12 protein-coding genes are annotated in these 14,044 nt (G+C 71.1%); 6 read left to right on the top strand and 6 right to left on the bottom strand.

The window, feature by feature from the left end; genetic code table 11:
* From ACR9ZG_RS14140 to ACR9ZG_RS14150, 3 genes are all read right to left on the bottom strand, one after another.
* A partial coding sequence (locus ACR9ZG_RS14140; RefSeq protein WP_481285484.1) for a biotin/lipoyl-containing protein occupies window positions 1–449 on the bottom strand: 449 nt, incomplete at its 3' end.
* Window positions 450–513: 64 nt separating this feature from the next.
* Entirely contained in the window at window positions 514–1,887 is a 1,374-nt protein-coding gene (lpdA, locus tag ACR9ZG_RS14145; protein ID WP_481285485.1) for a dihydrolipoyl dehydrogenase, read from the bottom strand.
* A 106-nt stretch (window positions 1,888–1,993) separates the two neighbouring features.
* Entirely contained in the window at window positions 1,994–3,508 is a 1,515-nt protein-coding gene (locus tag ACR9ZG_RS14150) for a leucyl aminopeptidase (RefSeq protein WP_481285486.1), read from the bottom strand.
* Window positions 3,509–3,621: 113 nt separating this feature from the next.
* Between ACR9ZG_RS14150 and ACR9ZG_RS14155 the strand changes: the two genes are divergently transcribed.
* The 5 genes from ACR9ZG_RS14155 (at window position 3,622) to ACR9ZG_RS14175 (ending at window position 9,541) form a co-directional block, all read left to right on the top strand.
* Window positions 3,622–4,551 carry a proteasome assembly chaperone family protein gene (locus ACR9ZG_RS14155; protein WP_481285487.1) on the top strand — a complete coding sequence of 310 codons (930 nt, stop codon included), beginning with the start codon at window positions 3,622–3,624 and terminating at the stop codon, window positions 4,549–4,551.
* A gap of 60 nt (window positions 4,552–4,611) precedes the next feature.
* Window positions 4,612–5,943, top strand: coding sequence for an MFS transporter (locus tag ACR9ZG_RS14160; protein WP_481285488.1), 1,332 nt, complete (start codon window positions 4,612–4,614; stop codon window positions 5,941–5,943).
* Between the two features lie 253 nt (window positions 5,944–6,196).
* Complete coding sequence (locus ACR9ZG_RS14165; RefSeq protein WP_481285489.1) at window positions 6,197–7,549, top strand: RNA polymerase sigma factor; 1,353 nt, start codon at window positions 6,197–6,199, stop codon at window positions 7,547–7,549.
* A gap of 4 nt (window positions 7,550–7,553) precedes the next feature.
* A complete protein-coding gene (locus ACR9ZG_RS14170) occupies window positions 7,554–8,828 on the top strand; it encodes a MurT ligase domain-containing protein (RefSeq protein ID WP_481285490.1) in 1,275 nt (424 codons plus the stop codon).
* Window positions 8,825–9,541, top strand: coding sequence for a type 1 glutamine amidotransferase (locus tag ACR9ZG_RS14175; protein WP_481285491.1), 717 nt, complete (start codon window positions 8,825–8,827; stop codon window positions 9,539–9,541). Before ACR9ZG_RS14170 ends, ACR9ZG_RS14175 begins: the two co-directional genes overlap by 4 nt.
* Before the next feature lie 37 nt (window positions 9,542–9,578).
* Here the strand turns inward: ACR9ZG_RS14175 and alr are convergent, their stop codons facing one another.
* The 3 genes from alr to ACR9ZG_RS14190 are packed head-to-tail and all read right to left on the bottom strand — an operon-like array spanning window position 9,579 to window position 11,668.
* Window positions 9,579–10,655: an alanine racemase gene (gene alr / locus ACR9ZG_RS14180; RefSeq protein ID WP_481285492.1), complete on the bottom strand. Its 1,077-nt coding sequence runs from the start codon at window positions 10,653–10,655 to the stop codon at window positions 9,579–9,581.
* Window positions 10,652–11,386, bottom strand: a complete 735-nt coding sequence (locus ACR9ZG_RS14185) for an alanine racemase (protein ID WP_481285493.1) — start codon at window positions 11,384–11,386, stop codon at window positions 10,652–10,654. The genes alr and ACR9ZG_RS14185 overlap by 4 nt, the downstream gene beginning before the upstream one ends.
* A 45-nt stretch (window positions 11,387–11,431) precedes the next feature.
* Window positions 11,432–11,668: a DUF7455 domain-containing protein gene (locus tag ACR9ZG_RS14190; protein ID WP_314147916.1), complete on the bottom strand. Its 237-nt coding sequence runs from the start codon at window positions 11,666–11,668 to the stop codon at window positions 11,432–11,434.
* 211 nt (window positions 11,669–11,879) lie between these two features.
* Here ACR9ZG_RS14190 and ACR9ZG_RS14195 point away from each other — a divergent pair, with 211 nt between their 5' ends.
* Entirely contained in the window at window positions 11,880–13,964 is a 2,085-nt protein-coding gene (locus ACR9ZG_RS14195; protein WP_481285494.1) for a DNA gyrase/topoisomerase IV subunit B, read from the top strand.
* The last annotated feature ends 80 nt before the right edge of the window (window positions 13,965–14,044 follow it).

Consider the following 14,044-nt stretch of genomic DNA (forward strand, 5'->3'; position numbering starts at 1 on the left):
GGAGCAGCCGGGGCTGCAGCGGCCGGAGCCGGAGCGGCCTGAGCCGGAGCAGCCTGCGCCGGCGCCTCCTGTGCGGGAGCGGCCGGAGCAGCCTGCGCCGGAGCCTCCTGCGCGGGGGCGGCCGGAGCCTGCGCGGGCTCCGCCGGGGCGGCGGGCGCCTCGGGTGCCGCCGACTCCGCGGGGGCGGCCTCGGGGGCCGCGGCCGAGCCGGAGCCGTCGCCGATCGTCACGAGCGCCGTGCCCACCTCGACCGTCTCGTCCTCCTGCACCAGGATCGCCTCGATGACGCCCGCGACGGGCGAGGGGATCTCGGTGTCGACCTTGTCGGTCGAGACTTCGAGCAGGGGCTCGTCCACCTCGACACGGTCGCCAACGTTCTTCAGCCAGCGGGTGACCGTGCCTTCCGTGACGCTCTCGCCGAGCGCCGGGAGGCTGACGGATTCGCTCATGAGCTTCTCTCCTTCAAAACCTGATCGTTCAGTGGTTGTCGGGCCGCGCGCGCGGCCGGCGGACTTAGAGGGTGTGCAGCGGCTTTCCCGCGAGGTACAGGAAGGCCTCGCCCATCGACTCGTTCTGCGTCGGGTGCGCGTGGATGAGCGGGGCGATGTCCTCGGGGTACGCCTCCCAGTTCACCGCGAGCTGCGCCTCGCCGATCAGCTCGCCGACGCGGGCGCCGATCATGTGCACGCCGACCACGGGGCCGTCGTTCACCCGCACGACCTTGACCGAGCCGTTCGTGCCGATGATCTCGCTGCGCGCGTTGCCGGCCAGGCTGTAGTCGTAGCTGGTCACCTTGTCGGCGCCGTACTGCTCGACGGCCTTGGCCTCGGTGAGGCCGACCGACGCGACCTCCGGGTCGCAGTAGGTGACCTTGGGGATGTTGACGTCCGGGATGACGACCGGGTTCAGGCCCGCGATCTCCTCGGCGACGAAGATGCCCTGCTGGAAGCCGCGGTGCGCGAGCTGCAGGCCGGGGACGATGTCGCCGACCGCGTAGACGCCGGGAACGCTGGTCTGGAGGCGCTCGTCGGTGATGACGAAGCCGCGGTCCATGGTGACGCCGACCTCCTCGTAGCCGAGGTTCTGGGTCAGCGGGCCGCGGCCGACGGCGACGAGCAGCAGCTCGGCCTCGACGGTGTCGCCGTTCTCGAGCGAGACGACAACGCCGTTGTCGTCCTGCGTGACGCCGGCGAAGCGGATGCCGAGGCGGTAGTCGATGCCGCGGCGGCGGAACTGGCGCTCCAGCTGCTTGCTGATCGACTCGTCCTCGTTGGGGACCAGGTGCGGGAGGGCCTCGATGATGGTGACCTCGGCGCCGAACGACTTCCAGACGCTCGCGAACTCGACGCCGATGACGCCGCCGCCGAGCACCGCGACCTTGCGTGGGACGAAGTCGAGCTCGAGCGCCTGCTCGCTGGTGATGACGCGGCCGCCGATCTCGAGGCCGGGGAGGCTGCGGGAGTAGGAGCCGGTGGCGAGGATGACGTTCTTGCCGACGATGGTGTCCTCGCCGACCTGCACGGTCGTCGGGGAGACCAGGCGGCCCTCGCCCTCGATGGTGGTGATGCCGCGGGCCTTGACCAGGCCCTGCAGGCCCTTGTACTTCTTGGCGACGATGCCGCGGCGGTACTCGGCCACGCCGTTCATGTCGACGCCCTGCAGCTCGGTGACGATGCCGTACTTCGAGGACTCGCGCGAGTAGTCCGCCACCTCCGCCGCGTGCAGCAGCGCCTTGGTGGGCACGCAACCGCGGTGGAGGCACGTGCCGCCGACCTTGTCCTTCTCGATCAGGCCGACGGTGAAGCCGAGCTCGGCCGCACGCAGCGCTGCCGCGTAGCCTCCGCTTCCACCACCGAGCACGACAATGTCAAAGTTCTGCTCAGACACCCAGCTACTCCCTCGCGCATCCCAGGATTCGTGACACGATCCCGCCTCGAGGGGTGCCTCGCGGCAGGCGTTGCTCCGGCGAGATTTTCTCGCCCATACGACCCTACTACTTCCGCGAAATGTCCTCGGCCAACCGGAGGAGCGCCCGTACGCTGACGGCGGACGGGCCCTTCCCGGTGAATCCGTAGGGGGCGGCGGGCCCCTTCGCGGGCCCGGCGATATCGAGGTGCGCCCACGGGATGCGCGGCGCGTCGTCCGCGTCGCCGGTCCTGCCGACGAACTCCTGGAGGAAGACGCCGGCCAGCAGCATCCCGCCCGCGGTGTTGCCCGGGTTGGCGTTGGCGATGTCGGCGACGTCGGAGTTGATGTTCGCGCGCAGCTCGCCGGGCAGCGGCATCGGCCAGAGCAGCTCGCCGCTCGCCTTCGCCGCAGCGACGACGTCGCCGACGAGGTCGTCGGAGCCCATGACCGGCACGTAGCGGGTGCCGAGGGCGACCATCGCGGCGCCGGTCAGCGTGGCGACGTCGACGATGGCGTCCGGCTGCTCCTCGCTCGCCGCGACGAGACCGTCGGCGAGCACGAGGCGGCCCTCCGCGTCGGTGTTGAGCACCTCGACCGTGCGGCCGCCGCGCATCCGCAGCACGTCGTTCGGCCGGATCGCCGATCCGGACGGCATGTTCTCGGCGAGGCACAGCCACGCCGTCACCCGCACCGGGAGGGCGAGCCTGGCCGTCGCCAGGGCGACGGCGAGCACCGTCGCGGCGCCGGTCATGTCGTACTTCATGCCGACCATCCCGGTCGCGGGCTTGAGCGACAGGCCGCCCGAGTCGAAGGTGATGCCCTTGCCGACCAGGGCGAGGTGGCGCGTCGCCACGGCGGGCGCGTACTCCACCTTCACCAGCCGCGGCGGGCGGGTCGAGCCCTGCCCGACGCCGAGGATGCCGCCGAAGCCCTCCGCGGCGAGGCGCTCCTCGTCCCAGACCGTGAGGGTGACGGGGAGGCCGGCCGCGGCCTCCTGCGCCCGCTCGGCGAACGACTGCGGGTAGAGGTCGAGCGCCGGCGTGTTGACGAGATCCTTCACGAGCGCCGCCGCCTCGGCGACGGCGGACGCACGCGCGACGACGGTGTCGGGGTCCTGGGCGGTGCCGACCACCGCGATCGATGCGACCGGGGTCTTCACGCCGGGGAGGCTCTTCTCCCGATACTCCGTGAAGGCGTAGGACCCGAGTGCGGCGCCCTCCAGCACGGCGCCGAGGGCGGTATCGCCGTCGGCGGGGAGGTCGATGGCGACGGACCCGACACCGGCGAGCTGACGCACGGCGCTGCCCGCGGCGTAGCGGAGCGCGTCGTCGTCCAGCTCCTCCGGCAGGCCGATGACCGCCAGAGCGGGGCCGTCCGCCGCCCCCGGCAGCCGCACCAGCTCGTCCCGGCCGCCGGCGAAGCCCACCGCACGCAGCTGCCCGGCCACCGCCTCCACGTCGACCGACGGGCCGGTCGCGGACGCCTCGCCCGGCCGGCCGGTCAGCACCGTCACGGCGTCGCGCTGCACGCGCGCACCGAGCACGAGGACCTCGGCGGAGGGGGAGGGGGTGGACGAGAGCGAGAGCGCGGGAGTCGTCATGATCCGACCATAACCGCTGCCGCGTCGCGGCCCGTCGCGGCTGTTCGCTGTGGGCGTGCCGGGACCGGCCGCGATCGGGCACCCCTGGCGCCCGGTCGTCCTAGAGTTGGAGCATGCGAGACCCCGGCGAACTGTTCGAGCTCAATCCGGCCGTCACGGTACCGGACGGGCTCCCGCTCGTCGCCGGGCTGACCGGGTTCGCCGACGCCGGCGCCGGCGTCACCCAGCTCGGCACCTATCTCCTGGGCACCCTCGACAGCGAGGTGGTGGCCACCTTCGACGCCGACATCCTGCTCGATTACCGGGCCCGGCGGCCGATCGTGTACTTCGACCGCGACCACCTGGCCGACTACACGCCGCTCACGCTCAAGCTGTACCTCGCCTACGACGAGCTGCGGCAGCCGTTCCTCTTCCTCAGCGGCTTCGAGCCGGACTTCCGGTGGGAGGCGTTCAGCGAGGCCGTGCTCGGGCTGATCGAGCGGTTCCGCGTCACGACCGTGACGTGGGTCCACTCCATCCCGATGCCGGTGCCGCACACCCGCCCGATCGGCGTCACGGTGAGCGGCAACCGCACCGACCTGATCGAGACGATGTCGATCTGGAAGCCGCAGACCCAGGTGCCCTCGAACGCCCTGCACCTGTTGGAGTACCGCCTCCAGCAGCTGGAGCACCCGACGGCCGGGTTCGTGCTGCTGATCCCGCACTACCTCTCCGACACCGAGTACCCCGCCGCCGCGATCGCCGGCCTCGACTCGATCAGCGCGGCGACCGGCCTCATCTTCCCGACCGACCGCCTCCGCCAGGAGGACCGCGAGTTCGTGGCGAACATCGACGAGCAGGTCGCCGGCAACGCGGAGCTCGGCCGCCTGGTCGGCACGCTGGAGGAGCGGCACGACTCCTACATGGAGGACACGCAGCTGCGGTCCCCGCTCACCGACCGCGACGGCGAGCTGCCGACCGCGGACGAGATCGCGGCCGAGCTCGAGAACTTCCTGGCCTTCCGCCGTCACGGCGACGAGGAGAACGGACGCGGCGACCGCTAGTCGCACCTCCGGGCCGGCACCCGGACGGGAGTCCGTCGCCGGCGGGGCTACGATCGTGTGGTGAATTCGCGGCGCTCCTGGGTCATCTTCGGGATCGGCGTCTTCGCCTACCTGGTCGCGGTCACGCAGCGCACGACCATCGGCGTCGCCGGGGTCGCCGCGACCGAGCGCTTCCACAGCTCCGCCTCCGTGCTCTCGACGCTCGCCGTGGTGCAGCTGATGGTCTACGCGGCGATGCAGATCCCGGTCGGCGTCCTGATCGACCGGATCGGCTCGCGCGTGCTCATGGCGGTCGGGACGGCGCTCATGGTGATCGGCCAGGTGACCGTCGCCTTCGCCCCGGCCATCGGCATCGCGATCGTCGGCCGCATCCTCGTCGGGGTGGGCGACGCGACGGTGTTCACGTCTCTGATGCGGCTGGTGAACTCGTGGTTCCGCGGGAGGATCGTCCCCCAGCTCTCGCAGTGGATCGGCAACATCGGCCAGCTCGGGCAGGTGCTGTCGTCGATCCCGTTCGCGCTCATCCTGCACCAGGCGGGATGGACGGTCGCGTTCCTGAGCGCCGCGTCGCTCTCGGTCATCGCCCTGATCGGCATCCTCGTCTCGATCACGGATCGCCCGGTCGGCTCGACCGAGGGACCGCGCCCGGCGACCTGGGCCGACTCGCTCCGCCAGCTGCGGATCAGCCTGGCCCGTCCCGGCACGCAGCTCGGGTTCTGGTCGCACTTCGTGACCCAGTCGTCCGGCACGGTCTACAGCCTCATGTGGGGCGTGCCGTTCATGGTGTACGCCATCGGCATCGACCCGGCGGAGGCGTCGGGCCTGCTCATCGTGTCGGTCGCGGCGGGACTGGTCTCCGGCCCGATCCTCGGCCTCCTGACCGCCCGGTTCCCGCTGCGGCGCAGCAACCTCGTGCTCGGGATCGTCGCGATGATGGCGGTCGTCTGGACCGTCGTGCTGCTCTGGCCGGGCACGCCGCCCGACTGGCTGATCATCGTGCTGCTCGTGGCGATCGGCGTCGGCGGCCCCGGCTCGCTCATCGGCTTCGACTTCGCCCGCACCTCGAACCCGCTGCACAGTCTGGGCTCGGCCAACGGGATCGTGAACGTCGGCGGCTTCCTGGCGAGCTTCGTGATGATGTTCCTCATCGGGCTCGTGCTCGACCTGGAGGACACCACGGGCGCGGGGCCGAGCTCGCTGTACGCGTTCGACCACTTCCGGTGGGCCTTCGCCGTGCAGTACGTGATCATCGGCGCGGGCGTGGGGTTCCTCCTCCACGCCCGCCGGCGGACGCGCCGCAGGCTCAAGCAGGAGGAGGGAATAGATGTAGCCCCTCTGTGGGTTGCACTCAGCGACGCATGGCGGAGGCGAGGCGGTCGCACGGCGCGATAAGGGGGTGCCGGGGACGACGTCTGATCCGTGATCACGAGCGTCCTGGCGGGTCTCCGGCGATGGTCGGCGATGCGCGGGGGATGTGCGATAATTGAAGTCTGGACCCGTTCATATCCTGAGGGTCGGAGCATTCGACGGTGCCCGACGCAACACCCCAGGACTTGACATGGGTCTTAGTAATGTCCGCACGCAACCTCAGCCAGGCCAGGGCGCCCGGGACCCCGGCCCACCGCCTGGTATGAAAGGTGTTCACATGGCAACCCGTGCAGCAACCAAGGCCCGCGAGGCCGCCGCGGTCGACGAGACCGTGACGGACGACGCGGCCGCTACGCCTGCCGCCACGAAGACGGCGACGAAGTCCGCGGCGAAGACGGCGAAGAAGCCGGCCGCCCGGAAGACCGCCGCCAAGGGCGCGACCAAGGCCAAGGGCCGTGCCGCGGACGACGAGGTCGAGGAGATCGACGAGGACGCCGAGGTCGAGATCGACGAGGAGGAGACGGTCGACTCCGACGACGAGGCCGAGACCCCCGACGCCGAGGCGACGGACGACGACGCCGAGACCGCGGACGACGCCGACGGCGCCGCTCCTGCGGCGGCCGCCCCCGCGGCGGAGGAGGAGCTTCCCCAGGACGCGCTCGTGCTGCGTGCGGTCGACGAGGAGGACGACATCCCCGTCTACTCCACGACGATCACCGGCGCGACGGCCGACCCGGTCAAGGACTACCTCAAGCAGATCGGCAAGGTCCCGCTGCTGAACGCGGCCGAGGAGGTCGAGCTCGCGATGCGCATCGAGGCCGGCCTGTTCGCCGAGGACAAGCTCGCCAACACGCCCAACCTCACCAAGGAGCTCGAGCGCGAGCTCAAGTGGGTCGCCCGCGACGGCCAGCGCGCCAAGAGCCACCTGCTCGGCGCCAACCTCCGTCTGGTGGTGTCGCTCGCCAAGCGGTACACCGGCCGCGGCATGCAGTTCCTGGACCTGATCCAGGAGGGCAATCTGGGTCTCATCCGCGCGGTCGAGAAGTTCGACTACACCAAGGGCTTCAAGTTCTCCACGTACGCGACCTGGTGGATCCGCCAGGCGATCACGCGTGCGATGGCGGACCAGGCGCGCACCATCCGCATCCCGGTGCACATGGTCGAGGTCATCAACAAGCTCGCCCGCGTGCAGCGCCAGATGCTGCAGGACCTGGGCCGCGAGCCCACCCCCGAGGAGCTGTCGAAGGAACTCGACATGACCCCGGAGAAGGTCATCGAGGTCCAGAAGTACGGTCGCGAGCCGATCTCGCTGCACACCCCGCTCGGCGAGGACGGCGACAGCGAGTTCGGCGACCTGATCGAGGACACCGAGGCGGTCGTCCCGGCCGACGCGGTGGGCTTCACCATGCTGCAGAAGCAGCTGGAGAGCCTGCTCGACTCGCTGTCGGAGCGCGAGGCGGGCGTGATCCGCATGCGCTTCGGCCTCGGCGACGGCATGCCGAAGACCCTCGACCAGATCGGTGACACGTTCGGCGTGACGCGTGAGCGCATCCGCCAGATCGAGTCGAAGACGATGGCGAAGCTGCGCCACCCGTCCCGCTCGCAGTCGCTCCGCGACTACCTCGAGTAAACCGGTGCGCTACCGACTGGCGGTCCTCGCCGGCCGCCTCGCCCGCGCGCTCCTGCGCCTGCGGGGAGGCGGCTCGGCGGTCCCGGGCCGGGTCGCGCTCGCGATCGCACCGAAGTTCCTGGAGCGCGCGGTCAGCCGGCTGCCGCTCGGCGTCGTCTTCGTCTCCGGATCGAACGGCAAGTCGACGACGACCAACATGCTCACCGCGATCCTGCGCGAGCACGGCCTCAACGTCTTCACGAACCCCTCGGGCGGCAACCTCCCGCAGGGGATCGCCTCCGCGCTGCTCGCCGATGTGCCGCTCGACGGTTACGTCCGCGGCGACGTCGGTGTGATCGAGGTGGACGAGGCATACGGCGTCGACCTCGCGACGGTCCTCAAGCCGCGCGGTTCCCTCCTGCTGAACGTGCAGATCGATCAGCTCAACCGCTTCTTCGAGCCGACCCGCGTGATCGGGATGCTGCGCACCATCGCCGACCGCTCCTCCGAGTTCGTCGTGGTGAACGCCGACGACGACAGCCTCGCCGGGGTCGGCGCCGAGCTGGCTGCGGAGGGACGCGACGTGACGACGTTCGCCGTCGCCCCCTCCCTCATCGAGGCGTCTCCGAACGGCCTCGCCAACGTGAAGGACCTGACCGGACGCGCCGTCGCGACCCTCCCCGTCCCGGGAGTCTTCGTCAGCAAGCTCGAGACGCAGAGCGCAGAGCTCACCATCGGTGGAGAGCAGGTGCGCGTCGGTCTGCCCGCACGCGGTCTGCACTACGCGGTGGATGCCGCGGGTGCCACCGCGATGGCGCGCCGGCTGCTGGGCGACACGTTCCGGCCGAACGCGGTGGTGGCCGCGATGGCGTCGCTACGCACGGTGTACGGCCGCGGCGAGACCCTGCGGGTCGGCGACGAGGACATCGAGATCATCATGATGAAGAACCCGCCGAGCCTCCAGCTCAACCTCGACTACCTCAGCGAGCCGCCGGAGCAGGTGTTCGTCTCCGTGGACGAGGGAACGCCGGACCCGTCGTGGGTGTACGACATCGACCTCTCCAAGCTGACCCACGTCGACGTCGTCTCCGGCACCAAGGCGTGGCAGTTCGCGACCCGGTTCGCCTATGCGGGCATCGAGGTCGATCAGGTGATGCCGGAGCTGAAGCCGGCGCTCACCGCGTTCCTCGCCCTGCCGAAGCCCTCGCGCGGCACGAAGACCATGATCGTCAACTACGAGCAGATGATGCTGATCCGCAAGCAGCTCGGGTTCCTCGACCTGGAGGGCGGCGAGCGATGAGCGTGCTCCGCATCCTGCACCTGTATCCGCGCGAGCTGGGCATCAACGGCGACGCGGGCAACGTGGCCGCCCTCGCCGAGCGCGCCCGCTGGCGCGGCATCGACGCCGAGGTGGTGCAGCACGCGCCGGGCGCGGAGCTGCCGACCGGCGTCGACGTCGTGCACATCGGCTCCGGCCCGCTGTCGGCTCAGCGCGCCGTCCACGCGGACGTGCTCACCATCGCCGCGCGGCTGCGGGAGTGGCGCGACGCGGGCGTCCCCATCCTCGCGATCGCCGGGGGCTGGCAGCTGCTCGGTCGTGAGCTGGTCACCCCCGAGGGCGAGACACTGGCCGGCGCCGGCGTGTTCCCGACCCGGGCGACGCTCGGCACGAAGCGCCACGTCGGCGAGATCGTCGTCCGGTTGGCGGACGGCTCCACGCTCGCGGGTTTCGAGAACCACTCCGCGACGACGGAGCTGGAGGGCGGCGAGCCGCTCGGCCGCGTCGTCAGCGGCACCGGCAACGGCGGCGGCGCGGAAGGCATCACGCTGAGCGCCTCCATCGGCACCCACCTGCACGGGCCGGTGCTGCCGATGAACCCGGTGCTCGCCGACCGCATCCTCGGCACGGCGCTGCGCGGAGAGGTGGCGCCGGTCGCGCAGACCGAGCGCGTCGACCGCTACGCCACCAACGCGCGGCGCGCGATCGCGGACCGGCTGGGCGTCTCGCTCTAGCGTTCGCGTCGCGGTCCAGCAGGCGGCGGAGGCGGCGTCAGCCGACGTAGACGCGCGGCACGCGGGCGGCGACGCCGGTCACCATCTCGTCGGCGATCGTCTCGGCCCAGTCGGCGTACTTCTCGGCCGTGGCCTCGCCCGCGGCGCCCGAGCCGAACAGGATGGCCGTATCACCGACGCTCACCCGGTGGTTGCCGGCGTCGACCAGCATGGAGTCCGCCTCCACGGCGATCACGGGGCAGCGGCGGCCGCCGAGCTGCACCGACGACTTCGCGATCCCCAGGGTCGGGACGCCGTCGCCGTACCCGATGGCGAGCCGGGCGTGCGTGGTGCCGCCGACGTGTACCTCCACGACCGGAGCCTCCAACCGCATGACGGGCGTGAGGCCGAGCTCGGCGCCGGTGCTGTCGTCGAAGGGGGAGAAGCCGTAGGCCGCGATGCCGAACCGGACGAGGTCGAAGCGGGCCTCCGGCATGCGGATGCCCGCCGAGCTCGCGGCCAGATGCAGGATCTCGAAGCGGGCGCCGAGCGTCTCGGCCTCGGCGACGGCGTCGCGGAACTCCGCGAGGGCCGCCTCGTCGTCCTCGATGGAGGCGTCGGCGAGGTGCGACCAGGCGGCGCGGATGCGGACGACGCCTTGCTCCTGGAGCGCGAGGGCGGCATTCACGAGCCCTGGCCACTCCTCGCGGGTCGCGCCGTTGCGGCTGAGGCCCGTGTCGACCTTGAGGTGGACGACGGCCGGGCGATCGGCGCCGGCGGCCGCGATGGCCTCCAGCTGCCACCCGGCCGAGATGCCGAGCTCGATGTCGTGCTCGATCGCGGCCTTCCAGGCCGTGTCCTGGCCGTGCAGCCAGGCGAGGATCGGGACGCGGATGCCCGCCTGCCGCAGCACGAGCCCGGCCGGGACCTCGAGCACGGCGAGGGAGCCGGCCCCCGCCTCCAGCCCGGCCTCCGCGATCGGGAGCAGGCCGTGGCCGTAGGCGTCGGCCTTCACCGCCAGCATCGTCTCGGCGGGGGCGGCCAGCGCGGCGAGGTGCGCCACGTTGCGGCGCAGCGCCGCGAGGTCGATCACGGCGCGGGGGAGCGGTTCGGCGACGGCGTCCACGATCGTCATGCGGTGTGCACCCTCTCGATCCGCCGGCCGAGCCGGCTCGTGATGACGGGAGCGGCAACGCCGATCGCGTCCGCCCAGTCGAGCACGGTGGGCTCTCCGCGCTCGGGGTCGCCGAAGAGGACCACCGGGTCGCCGGGCATCGCCGCGCCGTCGCCGATGTCGATCACGAACTGGTCCATCGCGATGCGTCCGGTCACGCGTCCGCGCGTCGCGCCGACCTGCACGGGTGCTTTGTTGGAGGCCACGCGCAGGATGCCGTCCGCGTAGCCGAGGCCGACGAGTACGAGCGTGGTGGGGCGGGAGGTGCGGTAGGTGTAGCCGTACGAGACGCCGCGGTGGGCTGGCACGCGCTTCACGGCGACGACCTCGCCCTCGAGGCGCATCGCAGGGGGTGTGGCGGCCGCCGGGTCCAGGCCGTACAGCTCGGGGCCGAGCAGGGTGCGGCCGTCGTTCGGGAGGCCGGGGTGTGCGGCCGGGTCGCCGGCCACGTGCGCACGCACGGGGATGCCCTCGTCGGCGATCGCGGCGGCGTCCTCCACCCGGGAGACGAGAAAACCGCCGGCCCCCGCGTCGGTCAGCGCGCGTGCCACGGGGATGAGCCCGTGGCCGTACGCGTCGACGCGGAGGTCGGCGGTGCAGTCGGGGAGCGGTGCGCCGAGGCGCGCGGCCGTGGAGCGGATGACGGAGAGGTCGACGAAGGCGCGCCTGCGCACACCCGGTGCCGATGGCATCGTTCTGTCAGCTCCGTCTCGGCCGGCGGATCGGTCGCGGCCGCGTTACGCGCGCTGCTCTTCGAAGAGCCGGGCCGTCTCGTCGTGCCAGCTGTGCGCGATCTGCGACAGCTTCTCCTGGTGCTTCTTGCCGTGGTGGGCGCAGAACAGGAGCTCGCCGTTGTTCACGACGACGCGGATGTATGCCTGAGCCCCGCAACTGTCGCAGCGGTCCGCAGCCGTCAGTTGCGGCCCCGATGCGAGCTCGTCCACGGCACCGTTCTCCGAGGTGATCGTCGACATGTGATGCTCCTTCCGTCGCAACCGGTGAACTCGGTACGTCTATAGAACCACGGATGTCGGGCCGCAAGGCGCGTATTGGCTGTCATTTCGCTCAACGCGAAGCAACGCACAGCAGAACCGCATGTCGGGCGGGTTCCCACAGCATCACTGCATACGCTGGAGGGTGCACGACGTCCGCGCACGCGGACCCGCAGATCCACAAGGAGCACTCGTGGCGAGCTCAGACTATTCGGCCAGGCACCTCTCGGTGCTGGAGGGGCTGGAGGCGGTGCGCAAGCGCCCCGGCATGTACATCGGCTCGACGGACTCGCGCGGGCTCATGCACTGCCTCTGGGAGATCATCGACAACTCCGTGGACGAGGCGCTGGCAGGGCACGGCGACGCGATCGACGTGATCCTGCACGCCGACGACAGCGTGGAGGTCGTCGACCGCGCCCGCGGCATCCCCGTCGACGTGGAGCCCAAGACCGGGCTGACCGGCGTGGAGGTCGTGTTCACCAAGCTGCACGCGGGCGGCAAGTTCGGCAGCGGCTCGTACGCCGCGTCCGGCGGACTGCACGGCGTCGGCGCCTCGGTCGTCAACGCGCTCTCGGAGCGGCTCGACGTCGAGGTCGACCGCGACGGCAAGACGTACGCGATGTCGTTCCACCGGGGCGAGCCGGGCATCTTCGACGACGCCACCGGTGCGCCCGGCCCCGACAACCCCTTCTCGCCCTTCGTCAGCGGCAGCGAGCTCCGCGTCGTCGGCAAGGTGAAGAAGGGCGTGACCGGCACCCGGATCCGCTACTGGGCCGACCGGCAGATCTTCACCAAGGGCGCGGCGTTCTCCGTGGACGACCTGATCGGGCGCGCGCGCCAGACCGCGTTCCTCGTCCCGGGCATCGCGATCACCATCGACGACAAGCGCACGCCGGAGGGCGAGACCACCACCTTCCAGTACCAGGGCGGCATCTCGGAGTTCGTCGACTTCCTCGCGCCGGACAGCCCGATCACCGACACCTGGCGGCTGACCGGCGAAGGCCACTTCACCGAGACCGTCCCCGTGCTCTCGGACAGCGGCGCGATGGTGCCGACCGAGCTGCGCCGCGACTGCCAGGTCGACATCGCGCTGCGGTGGGGCACCGGCTACGAGACCGTGATGCGCAGCTTCGTGAACATCATCGCCACGCCGAAGGGCGGCAGCCACCAGGCCGGCTTCGACCAGGGACTGCTGAAGTTCCTCCGCCAGCAGGTCGAGCAGAACGCACGCCGCCTGAAGGCGGGCAACGACAAGCTCGAGAAGGACGACGCCATGGCCGGCCTCACCGCCGTGCTGACCGTCCGCCTCCCGGAGCCGCAGTTCGAGGGGCAGACGAAGGAGATCCTGGGCACCCCGGCCGTGCGTGCGATCGTCGCGCAGGTGGTGCAGAAGGCCATGAGCGAGCGCTTCTCCTCCACCAAGCGGGACGACAAGGCGCAGACCGCGCTCGTGCTCGACAAGGTCGTCGCGGAGATGAAGTCGCGCATCTCGGCGCGCGCCCACAAGGAGACCCAGCGCCGCAAGAACGCGCTCGAGACCTCCTCCCTCCCCGCCAAGCTCGTGGACTGCCGCTCGAACGACGTGGCCAACAGCGAGCTGTTCATCGTGGAGGGCGACTCCGCCCTCGGCACCGCCCGCCGCGCGCGCGACAGCGAGTACCAGGCGCTGCTGCCCATCCGCGGCAAGATCCTGAACGTGCAGAAGGCGTCGGTCTCGGACATGCTGTCGAACGCCGAGTGCGCCGCGATCATCCAGGTGATCGGCGCGGGCTCCGGCCGCAGCTTCGATCTGTCGGCGGCGCGGTACGGCAAGGTCATCATCATGAGCGACGCGGATGTCGACGGCGCGCACATCCGCACGCTGCTGCTCACGCTGTTCTTCCGGTACATGCGGCCGATGATCGAGGAGGGACGCGTCTTCGCCGCGGTCCCGCCCCTCCACCGGGTCGTGGTCGTGAACCCCGGCTCGAAGCCGAACGACACGATCTACACGTACTCGGAGGCCGAGCTGCAGGCGGTGCTCGCCGACCTGAAGAAGCGCGGCAAGAAGTACCAGGAGCCGATCCAGCGCTACAAGGGTCTCGGCGAGATGGACGCGGACCAGCTGGCGACCACGACGATGGACCGCGCGCACCGCACGCTGCGCCGCGTGCGGGTGCCCGACGCCGAGTCCGCGTCGCGCGTTTTCGAACTGCTGATGGGCAACGACGTCGCCCCGCGCAAGGAGTTCATCATCGCGGGCGCCGACGATCTGAGCCGGTCGCGGATCGACGCGTAGTCGCGCACGATGTGACGCCACACCCCCCCCGGCCCGGTGGGGCGGGGGGGGGGTTGGGGAAAGGGGTGGAAACCCCACCC

It is taken from the genome of Leifsonia sp. KNZ12-8B (genome assembly GCF_056755495.1).

What these genes read in the sequence shown, in the direction of transcription:
- ACR9ZG_RS14150 (WP_481285486.1), bottom strand. Translation starts at nt 3,508, where the DNA reads ATGACGACTCCCGCGCTCTCGCTCTCGTCCACCCCCTCCCCCTCCGCC.
- ACR9ZG_RS14155 (WP_481285487.1), top strand. Translation starts at nt 3,622, where the DNA reads ATGCGAGACCCCGGCGAACTGTTCGAGCTCAATCCGGCCGTCACGGTA.
- ACR9ZG_RS14165 (WP_481285489.1), top strand. Translation starts at nt 6,197, where the DNA reads ATGGCAACCCGTGCAGCAACCAAGGCCCGCGAGGCCGCCGCGGTCGAC.
- ACR9ZG_RS14175 (WP_481285491.1), top strand. Translation starts at nt 8,825, where the DNA reads ATGAGCGTGCTCCGCATCCTGCACCTGTATCCGCGCGAGCTGGGCATC.
- alr (WP_481285492.1), bottom strand. Translation starts at nt 10,655, where the DNA reads ATGACGATCGTGGACGCCGTCGCCGAACCGCTCCCCCGCGCCGTGATC.
- ACR9ZG_RS14185 (WP_481285493.1), bottom strand. Translation starts at nt 11,386, where the DNA reads ATGCCATCGGCACCGGGTGTGCGCAGGCGCGCCTTCGTCGACCTCTCC.
- ACR9ZG_RS14190 (WP_314147916.1), bottom strand. Translation starts at nt 11,668, where the DNA reads ATGTCGACGATCACCTCGGAGAACGGTGCCGTGGACGAGCTCGCATCG.